The organism is Streptomyces cinnamoneus, assembly GCF_014650495.1.
GTDB lineage: Bacteria > Actinomycetota > Actinomycetes > Streptomycetales > Streptomycetaceae > Streptomyces > Streptomyces cinnamoneus.
The window spans coordinates 108029-121003 of record NZ_BMVB01000004.1; the positions used below are offsets into that span (position 1 = coordinate 108029).

Consider the following 12975-nt stretch of genomic DNA (forward strand, 5'->3'; position numbering starts at 1 on the left):
CGCTCAAGTCATGCATGCCTGGCCCGCTTCTGAGGTTCCCGCCCTGCCCGGCAGTGGCCGCGACCTCCGGATCCACGACACCGCGACCGGCGAGCGAGTGACCCTCGCCCCCGGTCCCGTCGCCCGTATCTACGTCTGCGGCATCACGCCCTACGACGCCACCCACATGGGACACGCGGCGACCTACAACGCGTTCGACCTGGTGCAGCGCGTGTGGCTCGACACCAAGCGGCAGGTTCACTACGTCCAGAACGTCACCGACGTGGACGACCCGCTGCTGGAGCGGGCGATCGCCAACGGCGACGACTGGGAGGCCCTCGCCGAGCGCGAGACGGCCCTCTTCCGCGAGGACATGACCGCCCTGCGCATGCTCCCGCCCCGCCACTACGTGGGTGCCGTGGAGTCGATACCGAAGATCGTGCCCCTCGTCGAGCGGCTGCGCGACGCGGGCGCCGCCTACGAGCTCGACGGCGACATCTACTTCTCCGTCGCCTCCGACCCCTCCTTCGGCGGCGTCTCCCGCCTCGACGCCGAGGCCATGCGCCTGCTGTCCGCCGAGCGCGGCGGCGACCCGGAGCGCCCCGGCAAGAAGAACCCCGTCGACCCCATGCTGTGGATGGCCGCCCGCCCGGGCGAGCCCAGCTGGGACGGCGCCTCCCTCGGCCCCGGCCGCCCCGGCTGGCACATCGAGTGCGTCGCCATCGCCCTGGACCACCTCGGCATGGGCTTCGACGTGCAGGGCGGCGGCTCCGACCTGATCTTCCCGCACCACGAGATGGGCGCCTCGCACGCCCAGGCCCTCACCGGCGAGCACCCCTTCGCCAAGACGTACGTGCACGCCGGCATGGTCGCCCTCCACGGCGAGAAGATGTCGAAGTCCAAGGGCAACCTCGTCTTCGTCTCCAAGCTCCGCCGGGACGGCGTGGACCCCGCCGCCATCCGCCTCGCGCTGCTGGCCCACCACTACCGCGCCGACTGGGAGTGGACGGACTCCGTCCTGACCGAGGCCGAGGAGCGCCTGGCCCGCTGGCGCGCCGCCGTCTCCCGCCCCGACGGCCCCTCCGCGGACGCGCTGGTCGAGGAGGTCCGCGGGGCCCTCGCCGACGACCTCGACGCCCCGGCCGCCCTGGCCGCCATCGACCGCTGGGCCGCGGCTCAGGCCGCCGACGGCGGTACGGACGAGGGCGCGCCGGGCCTGGTGTCCCGCGCGGCCGACGCACTGCTGGGCGTGGCGCTGTGAGGTCCTGACCCCACCGGTCTCGGGGGCGCCTCCGCGGTCTTCCGCGGGAGCGCCCCCTTTCGCTTGTGGAGATGACGGCGTGGGGGGCGCGTCGTGGGCCGGCGCTGTGCTGGGGTGAGCGGCGTCGTGACCGTTCGTCGGAAGGACGCGCACCATGACAGGTCCCCTCGCACGCCGAAGAGTCCTCCGGGCGGGTGCCGTGCTGGGCGCCGCGGCGGCCGCGGGAACGCTCGGCCCGGTGCACCGGGCCGCGGCGGCTCCCGGTGCCCCGGGCGAGCCGGCCCGCTGGCCCACCCGCTTCGCCCTCCCCGACGGCTTCCGGCCCGAGGGCATCGCCATCGGCCCCGGCCCGTACGCCTGGTTCGGTTCGCTCGGCGGCGGCTCCCTCTACCGGGCGAGCCTCGCCACCGGGCACGGCACCCTCCTGCACACCGGCACCGACGCCATGTCCGTCGGCCTGAAGACCGACCGCCACGGCCGCGCCTTCATCGCCGGTGGCGCCTCCCGCCGGCTGCGCGTCGTCGACACCCGCAGCGGCCGGATCCTCGCCACGTACGAGGTCGGCGCGGCCGCGACGTTCGTCAACGACGTGGTGCTCACGCCCGGGGCCGCCTGGTTCACCGACTCCACCCACGCCCAGGTCTACGGGCTCCCGCTCGGCCCGCGCGGCGAACTGCCGCCCGCCCGCGACGTGGTGACGCTGCGCCTGACGGGCGAATGGGCCGAGGCCCCGGACGGCGGCTTCACCTCCAACGGCATCGCCACCACGCCCGACGGCAGGGCGCTGCTGGTCGTCAACGTCCACCAGGACGGCGGCAGCCTGCTGCGCGTGGACCCGCGCACCGGCGACGCGCGCCGCGTCGACCTGGGCACCACCAGGCTCCCCGACGGGGACGGAGCCCTGCTGCTGGGCCGCACCCTCTACGTCGTCCAGCAGAAGCAGAACGCCGTCGACGTGCTGCACCTGGACGCCGGCGGCCGGCGCGGCAGCGCGGTCCGGCGCATCACCGACCCGCGCTTCCGCATCCCGACGACCGTGGCCGCCTACGGCGACCGCCTCTACCTGCCCAACGCCCGCTTCGACGTGGACCCGACGCCGACGACGCAGTACGACGCGGTGGCGGTGCCGCGCTGACGCGGGGCGGCCTCCTGCTCCCCGATGCCACAAGTCCACGCACCCGGCACGTGAGTCCATGGGCGCGCCCGCGCCGGGAACGCTATGCACGCCACCATGAGAACACCACGACGCCTCAGAGCGATGGCCGCCACCGCCCTCCTCGGGCTCCTGGCGGCCATGGCCGGCCCGGCGGCCGGCGGCGCGCACGCCGAACCGGCCGCCGGCGCCGCCGAGCAGACCGTCGGGGACATCACCGGCTTCTCCACGGCCGGCCCCGTCTTCCACCTCCAGGCCGGCCCGGCCCGGGCACGGGTCAGCTTCGTGTCGGCCGACACCTTCCGCATCGAACTCGCACCCGACGGCACGTTCACCGACCCCACCGGCAAGGACATCGTCCTGCCACAGGGCCCGCCGCCCGGAACCCGGTGGCGGGAGCGGCCGGACCGCTACGAGATGAGCACCCCGGCACTGACCCTGCGGGCGTACAAGCACCCGCTGCGCTTCGCCCTCCACCGCGCCGACGGCTCCCGGCTGTGGGCCGAGACCAAGGGCCTGACCTGGACCGCGGACCGCACCACGCAGACCCTCGGGCGGGGCGCGGCCGAGCAGTTCTACGGCGCCGGGATGCAGAACGGGCGGGGCAACACCTCGCACCGCGGCCGGACGGTCGAGGTGGGCGTCGACTACAACTGGAACGACGGGGGGCACCCCAACTCCGTGCCCTTCTACCTCTCCTCGGCCGGCTACGGCGTCTACCGCAACACGTACGCCCCCAACACGTACGCCTTCGGCGACCCGGTGACGACGAGCGCGCAGGAACGGCGCTTCGACGCCTACTACGTCGCCGGGACGACGCCGAAGGAGGTCATAGGCCGCTACACGAAGCTGACCGGCAGGCCCTTCCTGCCCCCGCTGTACGGGCTGGAGATCGGCGACTCGGACTGCTACCTGCACAACAAGAACCGCGGCGAGCGCCGCACGCTGGACGCGCTGAAGGTGGCCGACGGCTACACCGCCCACGACCTGCCGCTCGGCTGGATGCTCGTCAACGACGGCTACGGCTGCGGGTACGAGAACCTCGCCGAGGTGAACAAGGGCCTGGGCGACCGCAGGATGAAGATGGGCCTGTGGACGGAGGACGGCCTGGCGAAGCTCGCCGACCAGGTGAAGGCCGGCCAGCGGGTCGCCAAGCTGGACGTGGCGTGGGTCGGCGACGGCTACAAGTTCGCCCTCGACGGCTGCAAGGACGCCTACAAGGGCATCGAGGACAACAGCGACGCCCGCGGCTTCACCTGGGCCCCCGAGAGCTGGTCGGGCGCCCAGCGTTGCGGAGTCCAGTGGTCCGGCGACCAGAAGGGCTCGTGGGAGTACATCCGCTGGCAGATCCCCACGTACGCGGGAGCGACGATGTCGGGCCTGGCCTACACGACGGGCGACGTGGACGGCATCTTCGGCGGCAGCCCGAAGACGTACGTGCGCGACCTGCAGTGGAAGGCGTTCCTGCCGGCGGTGATGACCATGGACGGCTGGGCGCCGAGCGACAAGCAGCCCTGGCGGTACGGCGAGCCGTACACCTCGGTCAACCGCAGGTACCTGAAGCTGAAGGAGTCACTGCTGCCGTACACGTACAGCTACGCGGCGGAGGCGACCCGCACGGGCGTGGGACCGGTGCGCCCGCTGGCGCTGGAGTACCCCGACGACCCCCGGGCGTCGTCGGAGGAGGCGAAGTACGAGTTCCTGGCGGGTGAACACTTCCTCGTGGCCCCGGTGTACGAGGACAAGGAGGTCCGCGACGGCATCTACCTGCCACGGGGGAAGTGGACCGACTACTGGACGGGCCGCACGTACGAGGGCCCGACCACGGTGAACGGCTACCGCGCCCCGCTGGACACCCTCCCGCTCTTCGTGAAGGCCGGCGCGAACATCCCGATGTGGCCCGGCATCCGCTCCTACGAGGACCGCACGCCGGACTCCCCGGTGGCCTGGGACGTCTACCCGCAGGGGACTTCTTCGTTCACGCTGTACGAGGACGACGGCGTGACGCGGGCCCACAGGTCGGGCGCGTACGCCGAGCAGAAGCTGACGGTACGGACGCGGTCCGCGGCCGACGTGACCCTGGAGCTGAGCGCCCTCACCGGCGACTACCGCGGCAAGCAGACGTCGCGCCCGACCCACTTCACCGTCCACACGCGCACGGCACCGGCCACGGCCACGCTGAACGGGCAGGACCTGCCGCGCCTGGAGTCGAAGGACGCCTTCGAGAAGGCGGACCGCGGCTGGTGGTACGACCCCGCCGACCGCGGCGGCGTCGTCCAGCTGAAGACACCGCCCCAGCCGACGGACCGGGCTCTGACGGTGGCGATCACGTCCTAGACGGACTCCCTCCGGGACGGCACCCCGCGCCGCGCCGTCAGCGCGCCGGGGCGGCCGCCTTCCGGGCGAGCGCCCGGCCCGCCGCGTCGAGCGCGGCGCGCAGGCTGCCGGGGGAGGTGAGACGGGGGCCTTGCCCGTCTCCCTCCTCCTCTTCGGGGAGGACCCACACACGGTCGCGGAGGTACTTGCCGGGCGGCGGGGACAGGAGCGCCCAGCCGGGTGGGTAGACGATGACGCCTTCCTCCGTGACGAACCCCCGCCCCGCTCCCAGTGGAAGCAGCCACCACATGGCGCGTTCAGTGCCGCTCATGAGGTAGGGCCCGACGTGGTGGCCCTGGGCCCGCAGCTCGGCGACGGCAGCCGTGGCCAGGGCGAAGTCCACCTGCACCACGTCCCACCGCCTGCCCGTCAGGAGCGGGGCGGTGCAGCCCATGTCCCAGAGGTGGACGGTGGCGTGGGGGTCGGTGGCGGCTCGGGCGAGCCAGTGGGTGAACGGGTTGTGGCTCATGTGCTGCTCCTGTGGTCCAGTTCGGCCCAGACGACCGCGCCGTGCCGGGTGCGGTCGTGTCCGTAGCGGTCCGTCTCGACGAGGCTGACCATGACGGCACGTCGGGCCTGTTCGCTCAGGTCGGGTGGGAGGTCCACTTCGACGCGGATTCGTTGACGTGTCTCGTTGGTGCGCGGCGTACACCCGGTTGCTGCCGCAAGGAGCGCGGCCAGTGCTTTGGCCTGGGCTTTTGCGATGCACACAGATGCCCCCGGGTGAGCAGTCGATCACGTAACGTATTGCTAATGCATTAGAATCCACCTGATGCATTAGGTTGTCAATGCCGCCGCAACCCCAGCCTCACGGGCAGCACGGAGAGAGCCCATGGCCGCAGAACAACCGCCCTACTTGCGCGTCGCCCATGACTTGCGGCGCCGGATTGCCGCCGGTGAGTGGACGGTGGGGGACCGGCTCCCCTCCCGCGCTCAGCTGGCCGCCGAGTACGGAGTCGGCCCGAACGTGCTGCAGAAGGCGCAGGAACGCCTCATCGTCGAGGGGCTGCTGGAGGGACGTGCCGGATCCGGCACATACGTGCGCACGCCCCGCGAGCGTTCGCGGATGGTCCGGTCCCGCCACCGAGAGCGGCGTGAAGACTCACCTTTCCGTTCCGGCATGCGGGAGCAAGGGCGGCGAGGATCGTGGGAGTCCCACTCCGAGGCCCGCGTGGCGGCACCCGAACGCATCGCCCATCGCCTTGCCATCGAGCCCGGTGACCCTTGTGTCCGCACGGTCTACGAGTTCCTGGCGGACGGTCAGCCCGTGCAACTCTCGGAGAGCTGGGAGCCCATGGCCATCACCAGGGACACACCGATCGTCCTCCCTGAGCTCGGGCCCTTGGCCGGCATGGGCGTGGTCGAGCGGATGCGTTCCATCGGAGTCGTGGTCGAAACGGCGGTCGAGGTGCCCCGTCCGGCCCGGGCGACACAGGCGCAGGCCAACCTCCTGGGGATCAGCCTGGGTGATCTGATCATCGAGATCGAGCGCACGTACTACGACACCGACGGCCGCCCGGTCGAGACGGCCGACATCGCAGTGCCGGACGCTCGTTGGGAAGTCGCCTACGAGATCCCCGTCGAGGGCGCTTCTCCCTGACTGGTGGTGGCAACTTGAGGACTGGGCTGACCGGCCGGCCGAGCCGGACGCGGACGCGTCCTGTAACGTCACCCCCTTCGGCCGTCGCCGGCCGGAGTCCCGGACGGAACGCCCGTGCACGCCATCACCACCCCCGAACTGGCCGCCGCCGTGGCCCGTGTCGCCGAAGCCTTCGCCGGGCAGGCGGCCGACCCGCGGGAGAGCGGGTGTCTCTTCTGCTACGGCGAGGAAGAGATCGCGTGGCTGCGCGATCCCGATGCCCCGCTCCCGGACGAACTCGTGTGGTACGTGGCGCGGGAAGTGCCGAGCCACTGGACGGACAACGCGGCAGTGATGCGCCGCGTCCTGCCGCGCCTGACGGCCCTGGTGGCGGAAGGGGAGCACGTCAGCGATGCGCACGGCCTCGGCCTGGGTGGCGCCGCTTGGCAGCGGTGGCCCGGCCATCAGGCCGAAGCCGTGCACGCCTTCCTCGACGCCTACTGGGCCGCCGCCCTGCGTGAGCCGCGGCCCGCCCACACCCTCCTCGACACCTTCGCGTTCTGCGAAGAGGCGCACGGCTCCCCGGTGCCCTGTCTGGCGCGCTGGGAGAACGAGACCGGCCCGGTGGCCGACGCGCACCTGCTGGACTTCGTGGAGGACCGGATCGACGACCTCCTGTCGCCGGCGCTCACGTACACCCGCGAGGGCTGGGTGACGGTCGACCCGCGGCCGGACGCGGAGCTGATCTCCTGGGTGCTGCACCACGCCGCACCACGGATCAGGGCCCGCGGCGACGCGGACCCCGGTCTGCTGTACCGCCTCGACCAGCTCGCCCTTCCCGAAGAGCAGCGCTGGGCCGATGTCCCGTGACGGAGTGGCCGCCCCCCAGGAGGGGCGGCCGCAGCGCGCCTACCGGGCGTTGAAGTACTTCGCCTCCGGGTGGTGGAGGACCATCGCGTCCGTGGACTGCTCCGGGTGGAGCTGGAACTCCTCCGACAGCTGGACGCCGATGCGCTCCGGCTGCAGCAGGTCCGCGATCTTGGCCCGGTCCTCCAGGTCGGGGCAGGCGCCGTAGCCGAGGGAGAAGCGGGCGCCACGGTACTTCAGGGCGAACATGCCCTCGACGTCCTCCGGGTCCTCGCCGCCGAAGCCCAGCTCCGCCCGCACGCGCGCGTGCCAGTACTCGGCGAGGGCCTCGGCCAGCTGCACGGACAGGCCGTGCAGCTCCAGGTAGTCGCGGTAGGAGTCGGAGGCGAAGAGCTCCGCCGTGGCCTCGCCGATCCGCGAGCCGACCGTGACGACCTGCAGGCCGATGACGTCCCGCTCGCCGGAGTCCTCCGGACGGAAGTAGTCCGCCAGGCACAGCCGCCGGCCGCGCCGCTGGCGCGGGAAGGTGAAGCGGGTGCGCTCCGTGCCGTCCTCGTGCAGGAGGATGAGGTCGTCGCCCTTGCTCACGCACGGGAAGTAGCCGTAGACGACGGCGGCCTCCAGCAGGTTCTCCCTGTGGAGCTTGTCCAGCAGGCCGCGAAGGCGCGGCCTGCCCTCGGTCTCGGCCAGCTCCTCGTAGGTCGGACCGCCCGCGCGGGCCTGCTTCAGGCCCCACTGGCCCTTGAACAGGGCGCCCTCGTCCAGCCAGGACGCGTAGTCCTTCAGCGGAATGCCCTTGACGACCCGGGTGCCCCAGAAGGGCGGCTCGGGCACGCGGTTGTCGACGGCGACGTCGGAGCGCACCGCGCCCTCCGGCTCGTCGACCTCCAAGACCGCGACGTCGCGCCGGGGCACCCGCCGCTGCTTGAGCTCCGGCAGCGAGGCCCCCGGTACGCCCCGCTTCACCGCGATCAGCGCGTCCATCAGGCGCAGGCCCTCGAAGGCGTCGCGGGCGTACCGCACCTCGCCCTCGTAGATCTCGTGCAGGTCCTGCTCGACGTACGCGCGCGTCAGCGCCGCGCCGCCCAGGATCACCGGGTACGTCGCCGCCAGCTTGCGCTGGTTCAGCTCCTCCAGGTTCTCCTTCATGATCACGGTGGACTTCACCAGCAGCCCGGACATCCCGATGACGTCCGCCTTGTGCTCCTCGGCGGCCTCCAGGATCGCCGAGACCGGCTGCTTGATGCCGAGGTTGACGACGTTGTAGCCGTTGTTGGAGAGGATGATGTCGACGAGGTTCTTGCCGATGTCGTGGACGTCGCCGCGCACCGTCGCCAGGACGATCGTCCCCTTGCCCTCGGCGTCCGACTTCTCCATGTGCGGCTCCAGATAGGCCACCGCGCTCTTCATCACCTCCGCCGACTGCAGCACGAACGGCAGCTGCATCTGGCCCGAGCCGAAGAGCTCGCCGACGACCTTCATGCCCTCCAGCAGGGTGTCGTTGACGATCTCCAGGGCGGGCCGTCCGGCCAGGGCCTCGTCGAGGTCGGCCTCCAGACCGTTCTTCTCGCCGTCGATGATGCGGCGCTGCAGCCGCTCCTCCAGCGGCAGGGCGGCCAGCTCCTCGGCCTTGCCGGCCTTCATGGACTTGGTGTCCACGCCCTCGAACAGCTCCAGGAACCGCTGCAGCGGGTCGTAGCCCTCACGCCGCCGGTCGTGGATCAGGTCGAGGGCGACCTCGCGCTGCTCCTCCTCCAGCCGTGCGATCGGCAGGATCTTGCTCGCGTGCACGATGGCCGAGTCCAGGCCCGCCTCGACGCACTCGTTGAGGAAGACGGAGTTCAGCACCATGCGCGCGGCGGGGTTGAGCCCGAAGGAGATGTTGGACAGGCCCAGCGTCGTCTGCACGTCCGGGTGGCGGCGCTTGAGCTCGCGGATCGCCTCGATGGTGGCGATGCCGTCGCGCCGCGACTCCTCCTGGCCGGTGGCGATGGTGAAGGTGAGGCAGTCGACGATGATGTCGCACTCCCGCACTCCCCAGTTCCCGGTGAGGTCGGCGATCAGCCGTTCGGCGACGGCGACCTTGTGCTCGGGCGTACGGGCCTGGCCCTCTTCGTCGATCGTCAGTGCGATCAGCGCCGCACCGTGCTCCACCGCCAGCCGGGTGATCTTCGCGAAGCGGGAGTCGGGCCCGTCGCCGTCCTCGTAGTTGACGGAGTTGATCACGGCCCGGCCGCCCAGCTTCTCCAGCCCCGCCCGGATGACCGCCGGCTCGGTGGAGTCCAGCACGATGGGCAGTGTGGAGGCGGTCGCGAAGCGGCCGGCGATCTCGGACATGTCCGCGACGCCGTCCCGGCCCACGTAGTCCACGCACAGGTCGAGCAGGTGCGCACCCTCGCGGATCTGGTCCCGGGCCATCTCGACGCAGTCGTCCCAGCGGGCCTCCAGCATGGCCTCCCGGAACTTCTTCGAGCCGTTGGCGTTCGTCCGCTCGCCGATGGCCAGGTAGGAGGTGTCCTGCCGGAAGGGCACGGTCTGGTAGAGCGAGGAGGCGCCCGGCTCGGGGCGCGGGCTGCGCCCGCCCGGCTCCATGCCGCGCACGCGCTCGACGACCTGGCGCAGGTGCTCGGGCGTGGTGCCGCAGCAGCCGCCGACCAGGGAGAGCCCGTACTCGCGGACGAACGTCTCGTGCGCGTCCGCCAGCTCCGCGGGCGTGAGCGGGTAGTGGGCGCCGTCCTTGCCCAGGACCGGCAGGCCGGCGTTGGGCATGGCGGAGACGCGGGTGCGGGCGTGCCGCGAGAGGTAGCGCAGGTGCTCGCTCATCTCGGCGGGGCCGGTGGCGCAGTTCAGGCCGATCATGTCGATGCCGAGCGGCTCCAGCGCCGTGAGGGCCGCGCCGATCTCGGAGCCCAGCAGCATCGTGCCGGTCGTCTCGACCGTCACCTGGACCAGCAGCGGCAGCTCCACGCCGGCCGCCTCCATCGCGCGCCGGGCGCCGACGACGGACGCCTTGGTCTGCAGCAGGTCCTGGGTGGTCTCCACCAGGATCGCGTCGGCGCCGCCCGCCATCAGCCCCTCGACGTTGCGCTGGTAGGCGTCGCGCAGCCGGTCGTAGGGGGCGTGGCCCAGGGTCGGCAGCTTGGTGCCGGGCCCGACCGAGCCCAGCACCCAGCGGGTGCGGCCGTCGCCGGCGGCGAACTCGTCGGCGACCTCGCGGGCGATGCGGGCGCCCGCCTCGGAGAGTTCGACGATGCGCTCGGGGATGTCGTACTCGCCCAGGGCGGCGAGGTTGGCGCCGAAGGTGTTGGTCTCCACGCAGTCCACGCCGACGGCGAAGTACGCCTCGTGCACCGAGCGCACGATGTCGGGGCGGGTGACGTTCAGGACCTCGTTGCAGCCTTCGAGCTGCTGGAAGTCGTCGAGGCTGGGGTCCTGCGCCTGGAGCATCGTGCCCATCGCCCCGTCGGCCACCACCACGCGGGTGGCGAGCGCCTCGCGCAACTGCGCGACGCGGGCGGAAAGAGGGGTCGATGGCGTGTACGAGGCCATGGAAGTGCTCCCGGGTGTGCGACGACTGTCGGCTTTACGCCCTCCCTGCAGAAGGCGTACGCGGCAAGCGTAGCTGGCGGGATCGCCGGAAGGAGGGGGCGTCCCACCCTCCGGACCGCCGCGCGCGGGGCTCCGTCACCATGGAGTCAGCCACCCGGATTCGGCCAGGGAGGCCACTCTCGATGATCATGGTCGTGGCTGTTGTCAGGTACCCCGTGGTCGGCATCGGCCGATAGTGTTCAGCATTGCCGAACGGAGACAGCCGGGCGGCGCGTAAGGAGGTTGCTCGATGGCACGGACCATCCAGTCGCTCGAACGGGCGGCGGCCATGCTGCGTCTGCTCGCGGGTGGCGAGCGGCGGCTCGGCCTGTCCGACGTGGCCTCCGCGCTGGGCCTTGCGAAGGGCACCGCCCACGGCATCCTGCGGACGCTGCAGCAGGAGGGCTTCGTCGAGCAGGACCCGGCATCGGGGCGCTACCAGCTCGGTGCCGAGCTGCTGCGGCTGGGCAACAGCTACCTCGACGTGCACGAGCTGCGGGCCCGCGCCCTGGTCTGGGCGGACGACCTGGCCCGCTCCAGCGGCGAGAGCGTGTACCTCGGCGTGCTGCACCAGCAGGGCGTCCTCGTCATCCACCACGTCTTCCGCCCCGACGACAGCCGCCAGGTGCTGGAGGTCGGCGCGATGCAGCCGCTGCACAGCACCGCGCTGGGCAAGGTGCTCTGCGCCTACGACCCGGTGGCGCACGCCGAGGTCGCCGAGGCCGACCGGGAGGCGTTCACGCCGCGGACCGTCACGGCCCTGCCCGACATCGAAGGCGTCCTGGACCTGACCCGGGCCCGCGGCTGGGCCGCGGACGTGGAGGAGACCTGGGCGGGCGTGGCGTCCGTCGCCGCCCCCATCCACGACCGTCGCCGGATGCCGGTGGGTGCCGTGGGCATCACCGGCGCCGTGGAGCGCGTGTGCGAGGACGGCGAGCTCCGGGCGCGGCTCGTCGCCGCCGTCCGTGACTGCGCGCGGGCGGTCTCCCGCGACCTCGGCGCCGGACGCTTCTGAGGCGGGCGCCCGCGACGGGCGCCGGAGGCACTCGGAACGGCGCACGAACCGGTGCGCGAAACGGCGCGCGAAACCGGTGGTCCGGTCGGTTGTGAGCCGGATTCCCGGCCCCCGAGACCGGCTCGTTACCGGTCGGTATCCGAACGTACATTTCCGGCCTATTGGCCGAGAGTTTCCGGTCACAGAGCCCTTGACGCGCCCTTAACCGTGCAGGAAGCTGCCGTTCATCGGTCGGCATTGTCGAACACCTGACGACAATATTCGCTATGGTGTGCATTGCCGCGGGACCGATCAACGCCCTCACGGAGGGCGCGGACCACCGGAGGGACCCGGGGTTCGCCTTCCCCTGGACGAAGGACAAAGGAGTCGCGGGTGTCCAGCTCCGACATCTTCACCGGTGAGCTCATCGGTACCGCAGTTTTGATCCTGCTCGGCGGTGGCGTGTGCGCCGCCGTCACCCTGAAGCGTTCCAAGGCACTGAACGCGGGATGGCTCGCCATCACGTTCGGCTGGGGCTTCGCCGTGCTGGCCGGTGCGTACATCGGCACCAAGTCCGGCGCGCACCTCAACCCGGCCGTCACCCTGGGCCTGGCCATCGACGGTGCGGTCGAGTGGAGCGACGTGCCGCTCTACATCGGCTCCCAGATGCTCGGCGCGATGATCGGCGCCACGCTGGTCTGGCTGACCTACTACGGCCAGTTCCAGGCCCACCTGACGGACCCGGAGCTCGTCGCCTCGCTCAACCCCCGCGAGGGCATGGTCGACCAGACCGCCACGCCGGAGGCCGGCCCGGTGCTGGGCATCTTCTCCACCGGTCCCGAGGTCCGCAACGTGGTGCAGAACCTCGTCACCGAGATCATCGCCACCGCGGTCCTGGTGCTGTTCATCCTCACCCTGGGTCTGACCAAGGGCCTGGCCGTCAGCGGCACGGGCACCCTGATGGTCGCGCTCGCGGTCGTCGGCATCGGCCTCTCGCTGGGCGGCCCGACCGGCTACGCCATCAACCCCGCCCGTGACCTCGGCCCCCGCATCGTGCACGCCCTGCTGCCGCTGCCGAACAAGGGCGGCTCCGACTGGAGCTACGCCTGGGTGCCGGTCGTCGGCCCGCTCGTCGGCGCCGCTCTGGCCGCAGGCATCCACAAGCTCGCATTCTGAGC

Annotated in this window: 10 protein-coding genes; 7 read left to right on the forward strand and 3 right to left on the reverse strand. The window is 71.8% G+C overall.

Annotated features, from left to right (window positions below):
- Positions 1–10 precede the first annotated feature (10 nt).
- The 3 genes from mshC (at position 11) to IE182_RS07500 (ending at position 4730) form a co-directional block, all read left to right on the forward strand.
- Positions 11–1240: a cysteine--1-D-myo-inosityl 2-amino-2-deoxy-alpha-D-glucopyranoside ligase gene (mshC, locus tag IE182_RS07490; RefSeq protein ID WP_190108879.1), complete on the forward strand. Its 1230-nt coding sequence runs from the start codon at positions 11–13 to the stop codon at positions 1238–1240.
- 154 nt (positions 1241–1394) lie between these two features.
- Positions 1395–2375 (forward strand): SMP-30/gluconolactonase/LRE family protein, encoded by a 981-nt coding sequence (locus IE182_RS07495; RefSeq protein ID WP_190108880.1) that lies wholly within the window; start codon positions 1395–1397, stop codon positions 2373–2375.
- Between the two features lie 96 nt (positions 2376–2471).
- The gene (locus IE182_RS07500) at positions 2472–4730 is read left to right on the forward strand and encodes a glycoside hydrolase family 31 protein (protein WP_190108881.1); all 2259 of its coding nucleotides are present in this window, start codon (positions 2472–2474) and stop codon (positions 4728–4730) included.
- A gap of 37 nt (positions 4731–4767) precedes the next feature.
- Here IE182_RS07500 and IE182_RS07505 read toward each other — a convergent pair whose 3' ends face one another.
- Both IE182_RS07505 and IE182_RS07510 read right to left on the reverse strand, forming a co-directional pair.
- Positions 4768–5238: a hypothetical protein gene (locus tag IE182_RS07505; RefSeq protein WP_190108882.1), complete on the reverse strand. Its 471-nt coding sequence runs from the start codon at positions 5236–5238 to the stop codon at positions 4768–4770.
- Positions 5235–5375: a hypothetical protein gene (locus IE182_RS07510; protein WP_190108883.1), complete on the reverse strand. Its 141-nt coding sequence runs from the start codon at positions 5373–5375 to the stop codon at positions 5235–5237. Before IE182_RS07510 ends, IE182_RS07505 begins: the two co-directional genes overlap by 4 nt.
- 226 nt (positions 5376–5601) lie before the next feature.
- Here IE182_RS07510 and IE182_RS07515 point away from each other — a divergent pair, with 226 nt between their 5' ends.
- Positions 5602–6369 (forward strand): GntR family transcriptional regulator, encoded by a 768-nt coding sequence (locus tag IE182_RS07515; RefSeq protein ID WP_190108884.1) that lies wholly within the window; start codon positions 5602–5604, stop codon positions 6367–6369.
- Between the two features lie 114 nt (positions 6370–6483).
- Positions 6484–7218, forward strand: coding sequence for a hypothetical protein (locus IE182_RS07520; RefSeq protein WP_190108885.1), 735 nt, complete (start codon positions 6484–6486; stop codon positions 7216–7218).
- Between the two features lie 39 nt (positions 7219–7257).
- On the opposite strand, the gene metH is transcribed toward IE182_RS07520, so the two are convergent.
- Positions 7258–10764: a methionine synthase gene (gene metH, locus IE182_RS07525; RefSeq protein WP_190108886.1), complete on the reverse strand. Its 3507-nt coding sequence runs from the start codon at positions 10762–10764 to the stop codon at positions 7258–7260.
- 289 nt (positions 10765–11053) lie between these two features.
- Here metH and IE182_RS07530 point away from each other — a divergent pair, with 289 nt between their 5' ends.
- Entirely contained in the window at positions 11054–11818 is a 765-nt protein-coding gene (locus tag IE182_RS07530) for an IclR family transcriptional regulator (protein ID WP_190108887.1), read from the forward strand.
- 372 nt (positions 11819–12190) lie between these two features.
- Positions 12191–12973: an MIP/aquaporin family protein gene (locus IE182_RS07535; protein WP_190108888.1), complete on the forward strand. Its 783-nt coding sequence runs from the start codon at positions 12191–12193 to the stop codon at positions 12971–12973.
- Positions 12974–12975: the final 2 nt, after the last annotated feature.